Here is a 6,953-nt window from a genome sequence, read left to right on the forward strand (position 1 = left end):
GTGATGTTAATAAATACATCACCTTTTTCAACCGTTACATTATCCAATTGAGCCGCTTGATTGTCTGTAATATGTGCTAAATCTTTGTACTCAAATCTACCATCATGTACATTCATACTGCGAATAAGTGTAATGCCGTCTGCTTGGTAACATTCCTTGCCGCCTCTTGGAGTGGCACCTGAGCCAATTTTGCTGGTCACCTCTCGGAGTCTTTCTTGCCTCCCATCCAAAGCTGTTTGCTACCGGATCCCCAAACAATTCGACAAATCGGGCTCTAATGAGATCATCCAATAATACCATTTCTTTTTTTCTGTGTTCAATAATTCGCGTTATTTTATTTAGTTTTTCTGCAATTTCAGTCTGTTTTCCAATTGGAGGATATGCAATTAAAGTATTATCAAAGTCCTTTTTTACAATGTGTTTCATTGTAGCGCCATGTGTTTTTCCAGCCAACTCACTCAACTTTCTTCTCACAGCGTATACAAAATATTCTTTATCTATCTCTTTTTTGTCAAATACAACTTTAAAAATATGTTGATTCAATAATGCCTTACCGCGATTCCATACATATACACCTAAACTTGCCGACCAAGATATAAGTACATCACCTGTATTTATTTCAATTTTGGGGGGATATTCACCATCATAAAATCCAACATCATAAGCATTTCCTGTTAAATCCTGTATTCTTACAATGAGTAACCCATTTTCTCCTCTATCTTCTGGTTTAAATGCATACCCATTTATATATGTTGCAATATCGCCTAATTTTACTTGCTCCATCTACCTTTTCCCACACAAATCCGAATTTCATTTTTTCAGGACATATATTTCTGATGGGATGATTTTACATTGCTTTGATTTACCATTGCATATTGCATAGTTGTATCAATTTGAGAATGTCCCAGTATTCTCTGCACTTGTTCTATTGGCATTCCCTTATCAATGGCTCTGGTTGCCATAGTTCTCCGAAATTTGTGCGGATGGATTCGATCTAAGTCTAGTCTTCTTCCAAGTTGGCGCAATCGTATTTCCACACCACTGATTTTTAGTCTTGCATAAGGTGAATCTAGCGTGACAAATAATGCTCCATTATCGTCGCACCTGCTTTCTATATACCTCTTTAAATGGACTTTTGCCTTTGCATCAAAATATACTCTGCGTTCTTTATCCCCCTTACCATACACAACACATTCTCGTCCATCCAAATCAATATCATCAATGTTCAGATTTACTAACTCTCCCACTCTTATACCTGTAGAATACAATAAATCTATCATTGCCAAATCACGAATTTCTGAACAGTTATCCCGAAGTTTTTCTATTCCTTCATCTGTAATTACATTTTTCACCACTGTTTTGGTTTTAATTTTATGGATTCTTTTCATCGGACTTTTTAAGATATAGTCCTCTTCTTCCAGCCAGGAAAAGAAGCTTGAAATATTTCTCCGGATATTATCAACTGTCACATTAGAACAACCATTAATTTTCTGATACTCTGCCAGATATCTTCTGATTTCTTCTGTGGTGATTTTTCTCACCTCAGTGTCTATTATGGAAAATAAATGTTCGACAGTCACTTTATAATATTGAATGGTCCGTTCGGAACACCCTTCTATCTTTTTGGCATCTAAAAACATTTTCAAAAATTCCAGATTTGAAATCTGTTGCCTATCCGCCTCATTTTCAGAAAATGCTTTCAAAATAACTTCTTGAAGTTTTTTCATCTGTGAAATAGAAAGATACTCCGACATCTCATTTAATACCCTTACGATTTTTTCTTCCATGTTGATATCTCCTTTCAAAGATACCAACATCCTTCTCCTGCAATAGCCATTTTATTTTCTTTATAACATTTTATTTTCTTTATAGCATTGAAAAATATATTCCGGATTTTCATAATAAACACTGCTGTTATAATCATCGATTTTCAAACTGATAAATGAATTATAAGCTTCAATCAGTGCATCTATCCTGTCTTTCTGCTCTTCTTCGGATATACGTATTATCAGACGTTTATACACTTTTCCAATATCCCAATGTGATGGAATCGAATATTTACATTCTCCAACATTATCAAAAGATCCATTTTTTATATCTGCATCCTCTATAAATTCTTCGCTTACCTGATCAATATTATCACAATGATAAACATCTGCCAGATCATATATTTTTTTCAGACGTTTCTTCCCTAATTGATTCACAATATAAGATCTTTTGTTTTTGGTCTTTCGTGCAATATAATCAATCAAACCACAAACATAAAACAAATCATTATCTTTTTTCGGTTCTCTACCCTCTCCAATCATACTCACACTTCCTCGCATCCTCTATATTGCAGACATTTTAATGCTTCTTTTGTACAAAAAACAATTTGATGTGTAGGATATTTAAACTTTGCCAATGCCCAGAACTGTTCTCTTGTGATAGTTCCATCCATATAATCAGACACAAAATTATATATTTGATCATCTGCCATGGCACCAATCACAATATCATAGCTGTGTTCTTTCCCCGTTCTGCAAGCAACAATGAAATCCAACCACTCTTCTGTCATTTCCCGAAACTCTTTAATTCGTAAATCGGTATTTAATCTGACATCATAAATAGATACCACTTTTGTGTTATATCGCCTCGCCCATCTTTGTGCCCGTTCTTTAATAACTGTGCAGTAAAAACCTGTTCCAAAGTCTTTCGTATTTCTTCCCTTTCGGATTTCAGATTTTTCCACTGGTTCATATCCACCATGATATACTGTCATCATTGCCATAATATTGTCTCCTCATCCGAAATACTCCTGCATCATGGAATCAAATAATGTTTGTGTTTCGTCTAATGCTTTTTTCACTACAACTTTCCGATTTCCCACCATCATTTCTAATGCTGATTTTACCGTATTTTTCAGATTCAGTCCATCCTTTGTACTCAAACGATAGAAAAGCTCTCAATTTCAAACACTTTCTATCACCCAAAACGGGAGTACCGTTTTTCGGTTCGTCCGATTGGTTGTACTCCCACTTTTTTTATTTATTTTCGTCATTTTCAGGCTTTTCCGTTTCTGCTACACTTTCTATCGTGTCAATGACTACAGCATTAATCTGTGCGGCGTTCTGTGATGTAATGACCGGTCGCCCGGTATCCTTCTCTATATCTTTTCGAACCTGACCGGCATAGCTGCCACCACGACGGGCAATATTCTGACTTTCAGAAAAACCTTCCGGCTGATGTGCTTTTGACAATTCTGTGGTTGTTGCCTCTGCCAGCATATTCAGAACAATTTCCATCGTACTCATGTTATCTCGAAGGTTTTCTTTTTTCAGACCTTTCAGATTCTTATATTGCCGAGTAGTCATGCCAGACCATGCTTTCGTGATTTCATCGGTGAGAATGGCATACTCTTTGCCTTGCTGCACTCCGCGCTCCTGCCATTCAGTGGTAAGCTCATTACGGACTCGGATAGAAAGAAGTCTCTGATGAATCCAGTCTGTATCGTATCCTTTTTTTTGATAGGTTTCTAATGCGCGGTCAATTGCCTGTTCCGGATCAATCGTTTCTTCAATGCGTTCACGGCCAACTTGAGCCAGCCAACGCTTAAAAGGTTCTGCCTTTGGAGAAGGAATTGACTGGATAATTCTTAACAATCCTTCGGTATTGGCTGCTTGGATTTTTCGCATTTTACCATCTGCGGTTGGCATTTGAACTGGGGTACAAATTGTACCCCAGTTGGCAGACAGTTCCGGATCACGAGCACGCATTTTCTTTATGTACTGTTTCGGATCTGAACTTTCCACCAAAACTGCAACTACATCTTGAACAGAAAAATACCATTCTTCCTGTTCTTCGTCCCATGCGGTGCGTATTTTTCTATCTTCAAAAAGCTGGATGGATTTATTTTCGTCCATGTGCTTCAACCTCCTCATCCGAAATACTCCTGCATCAGGGAATCAAATAAAGTTTGTGTTTCGTCTAAAGCTTTTTGCACTGCAACTTTTGATTTGTTGACTTGTTCTACAAATAATACAAACTGATTTTGCAGTTCTATGTTTGGAACGTAAATAACTGTCGCATTAATCTTAGAAAGCAACAGATTTGGCTGCGCAGATGCACTCTCGACAATATACATTTGGGTATTTACTCTGTAACACCACTTCAAGAACACAGGATTTAACACTTCTTTCTTAACCTTCAATAAAGCCACACTTTTTTGTAATAATGTATGTTCTGTCCTTTCATCAGTTGCAATTGCAGACTTACCAATAGTCGCTCCTGTGTTAACAATAAGAAAATCTCCTATTTCAATATTGCAGCGCTTATAGTCCTTTTCAAATTCATCAATATTTATTTCCGGTGCTGTATCATAATGAACTTCATCATCATATATCTCTCTAGCACCAACGAAATACCTTTCCGTCCCTTCTTTTGCCTTACAACCACCATGTTTACCGTCAGTAATTTTATTGCATAACTCTTTTAACGTTGCTTTTGCAAACTCTTGACTTGGATTATCCAATGTTCCAAACATCTCGACAAATCGGGCTTTAATCAAGTCATCTAGTTTCTCAAGTTCCTGCTGTCGCATCAGAATTACCGAGTTCAATTTATCCAGCAAATCTGCTATTTCAGCCTGTTCTACCTTAGAAGGAACTGGAACCTCGACTTTTCTTACCATGTCGCTATTTAAGTTGTTAACTACTCCTCCAACTGCCATTCCTTTAAATTTATGATAAGTTGTTTTGGAGCTCAGATAGTAATATAAAAATCTCTTGTCAAACAGTTCCTCTTTATCACGTAAAACAAGCCAACCATCGTGAATACAACCATCTATTTTAAGAATATACGGCCTTCCAAAACTCATCGAATTAGAAAGCAAGAAATCACCAGGCTGTACATAACGTGATTTTTTCATCCCTTCTGATTTAATTTTCTGTGCAGTCTCTGTAATAAACATAGACTCTGTAGTATCACCAATCTTTATCCAATTTATTCCATTTTCATCATCAGTAATATATTGATCAATAGGTCGAGGAGATCCACCGCGTTCTACTATACATACATCCCCTAATTTTCTATATTGCCATTTTTTTTCCATCTACCTCATCCCACACAAATCCGAATTGATCGTTTTGCATACCTTTCCTTACAAATTTAACAGCCTTTCCAGTTCATCCATTTCCTTCCCGATTTCCATCTCAATTTCACGAATATTGGTCATAATTTCGGATGTTGGTGGATATTGGACAGCAACATACTCTATCTCTTTGTATTTATTAATACTAAGATCATATCCATTGTCAACAATATCCTGCTTTGGAACCATAAATGATTTATCTGTGCGTTTTCTGTCGGTTTCCTTATCAAGATGCTTAAACCTTTCAATAATGTCCGGAATATCATTTTCTGCAACTGGAGACCGTTTATCATCCAAGCTCAATCCATCCGCTGTCATATCATAAAACCAAACCTTATCCGTCCCGCCATGTTCTGTTTTTGTAAATATGAGAATAGCTGTTGATACCCCGGCATATGGTTTAAATACGCCAGAAGGCATGGAAATAACTGCCTCTAACCTTTGATTTTCAACAATTTCTTTTCGGATATCCTTGTGTGCCTTTGAAGATCCAAACAGCACACCATCCGGAACAATACAGGCACATCTTCCACCAATTTTCAGGATTCTAAGAAACAGTGCAAGAAACAGCAATTCCGTTTTCTTTGTTTTGCAGATTTTCAGCAAATCTCCTGAAACTGATTCTGCATCCAGACTTCCTTTAAAAGGGGGATTTGCAAGTACCAGAGAATATTTGTCTTTATCTGAGTTTTGATCCGACAAGCTATCTCTATATTCAATAAATGGATTATCAATTCCATGTGTCATCATATTCATAGCCCCGATGCGAAGCATGGTGCGATCCATATCATATCCATGGAACATATGATTCATATAATGATCCTTTTTCTGTCTGTTAAAAAATATTTCTTCTTTCTTCTTTTCTTTTAGGTACTCACCGGATACAACTAAAAATCCTGAAGTTCCGCAGGCCGGATCGCAAATTACCTCATCACTTGATGGATCCATCATTTCTACCATCATGCGGATAATGTGTCTTGGTGTTCTGAATTGTCCATTGCGTCCGGATTGTGCAATTTTAGACAAAAGATATTCATATACATCTCCTCTTACATCCACCGTTTGTATCTCATTCATCATCTTATAAATCTCGTCTAATGAATCAACCACCTTTGATAAGACAAGCGGTGTGGGCAATTTGAAAATAGCATCATCCATATATTTAGAATAGGCACTATTTTTGTCTCTATGCAGTGTTTTAATGAATGGAAATACCCATTCCTGCAGTACGGAGTACATTCTGTCAGCAGGAAAGTCATGGAAGACAGACCACTTAAGCTGTGAACCGGAAATCGTTCTTTCTCCAATTTTTACTTCATCTGCAAAAATACTCTCATAAGGAAGACCAAGCATCGCGCTTTCCTTCGCCCTTAAATTATCTGATTCGTCCAAATCATGGATAAACATCAAATATGTAATCTGCTCAATTACTTCAAGTGGATTAACCAACCCACCCGCTGCAAAAATATCCCATAAACTATCAATTTTATTTTTTAATTCACCTGTAATCATCTAATCCTCCAATTTCCACACATATCTTGTGTAACGGCCTCCGCCGATTTTTCTTATTTTTCCGTTTTTCACCAAATCTGCCAGCGTCCTTTGTATGGTTGTATCACTTATGTCTGGATTCATTTCCATTAATTCGGCTTTCGTAATCGTACCTATATGCCCTTTCATCATTTCACAAATACGCTCTGCTTTTGATATACCTGGATCCGTCAATAATTTCACTCTGGACTCAAATTCCTTATAAGCTTTTATAATCACCCCAAGCATATAGTTTACAAAAGGCCTGTAATCATTTTTATTCTCATGCCAGTTC

General features: G+C 36.9%; 9 protein-coding genes. All 9 read right to left on the bottom strand.

What is annotated here, in order from left to right; translation table 11 throughout:
* Positions 1-102: 102 nt before the first annotated feature.
* Complete coding sequence (locus tag R1Y93_RS07520; protein WP_500822305.1) at positions 103-783, bottom strand: restriction endonuclease subunit S; 681 nt, start codon at positions 781-783, stop codon at positions 103-105.
* A gap of 35 nt (positions 784-818) precedes the next feature.
* Positions 819-1,787 (bottom strand): site-specific tyrosine recombinase/integron integrase, encoded by a 969-nt coding sequence (gene xerA, locus R1Y93_RS07525; protein WP_500822306.1) that lies wholly within the window; start codon positions 1,785-1,787, stop codon positions 819-821.
* 60 nt (positions 1,788-1,847) lie between these two features.
* Positions 1,848-2,309: a hypothetical protein gene (locus tag R1Y93_RS07530; protein WP_500822314.1), complete on the bottom strand. Its 462-nt coding sequence runs from the start codon at positions 2,307-2,309 to the stop codon at positions 1,848-1,850.
* A gap of 2 nt (positions 2,310-2,311) precedes the next feature.
* A complete protein-coding gene (locus R1Y93_RS07535; RefSeq protein WP_500822307.1) occupies positions 2,312-2,770 on the bottom strand; it encodes a DUF3990 domain-containing protein in 459 nt (152 codons plus the stop codon).
* Positions 2,771-2,782: 12 nt separating this feature from the next.
* Entirely contained in the window at positions 2,783-2,929 is a 147-nt protein-coding gene (locus R1Y93_RS07540) for a hypothetical protein (RefSeq protein WP_173726845.1), read from the bottom strand.
* 94 nt (positions 2,930-3,023) lie between these two features.
* A complete protein-coding gene (locus R1Y93_RS07545) occupies positions 3,024-3,902 on the bottom strand; it encodes a BRO-N domain-containing protein (RefSeq protein ID WP_500822309.1) in 879 nt (292 codons plus the stop codon).
* 14 nt (positions 3,903-3,916) lie between these two features.
* Complete coding sequence (locus R1Y93_RS07550; RefSeq protein ID WP_500822310.1) at positions 3,917-5,089, bottom strand: restriction endonuclease subunit S; 1,173 nt, start codon at positions 5,087-5,089, stop codon at positions 3,917-3,919.
* A 48-nt stretch (positions 5,090-5,137) separates the two neighbouring features.
* Positions 5,138-6,640: a type I restriction-modification system subunit M gene (locus R1Y93_RS07555; protein WP_500822312.1), complete on the bottom strand. Its 1,503-nt coding sequence runs from the start codon at positions 6,638-6,640 to the stop codon at positions 5,138-5,140.
* Positions 6,641-6,953: Fic family protein (locus tag R1Y93_RS07560; protein ID WP_500822313.1), on the bottom strand; the 313-nt coding region annotated here is incomplete at its 5' end.

Source organism: Blautia sp. HA3515 (assembly GCF_059933065.1).

What these genes read in the sequence shown, in the direction of transcription:
- R1Y93_RS07555 (WP_500822312.1), bottom strand. Translation starts at nt 6,640, where the DNA reads ATGATTACAGGTGAATTAAAAAATAAAATTGATAGTTTATGGGATATT.
- R1Y93_RS07530 (WP_500822314.1), bottom strand. Translation starts at nt 2,309, where the DNA reads ATGATTGGAGAGGGTAGAGAACCGAAAAAAGATAATGATTTGTTTTAT.
- R1Y93_RS07520 (WP_500822305.1), bottom strand. Translation starts at nt 783, where the DNA reads ATGGAGCAAGTAAAATTAGGCGATATTGCAACATATATAAATGGGTAT.
- R1Y93_RS07535 (WP_500822307.1), bottom strand. Translation starts at nt 2,770, where the DNA reads ATGGCAATGATGACAGTATATCATGGTGGATATGAACCAGTGGAAAAA.
- xerA (WP_500822306.1), bottom strand. Translation starts at nt 1,787, where the DNA reads ATGGAAGAAAAAATCGTAAGGGTATTAAATGAGATGTCGGAGTATCTT.
- R1Y93_RS07545 (WP_500822309.1), bottom strand. Translation starts at nt 3,902, where the DNA reads ATGGACGAAAATAAATCCATCCAGCTTTTTGAAGATAGAAAAATACGC.
- R1Y93_RS07550 (WP_500822310.1), bottom strand. Translation starts at nt 5,089, where the DNA reads ATGGAAAAAAAATGGCAATATAGAAAATTAGGGGATGTATGTATAGTA.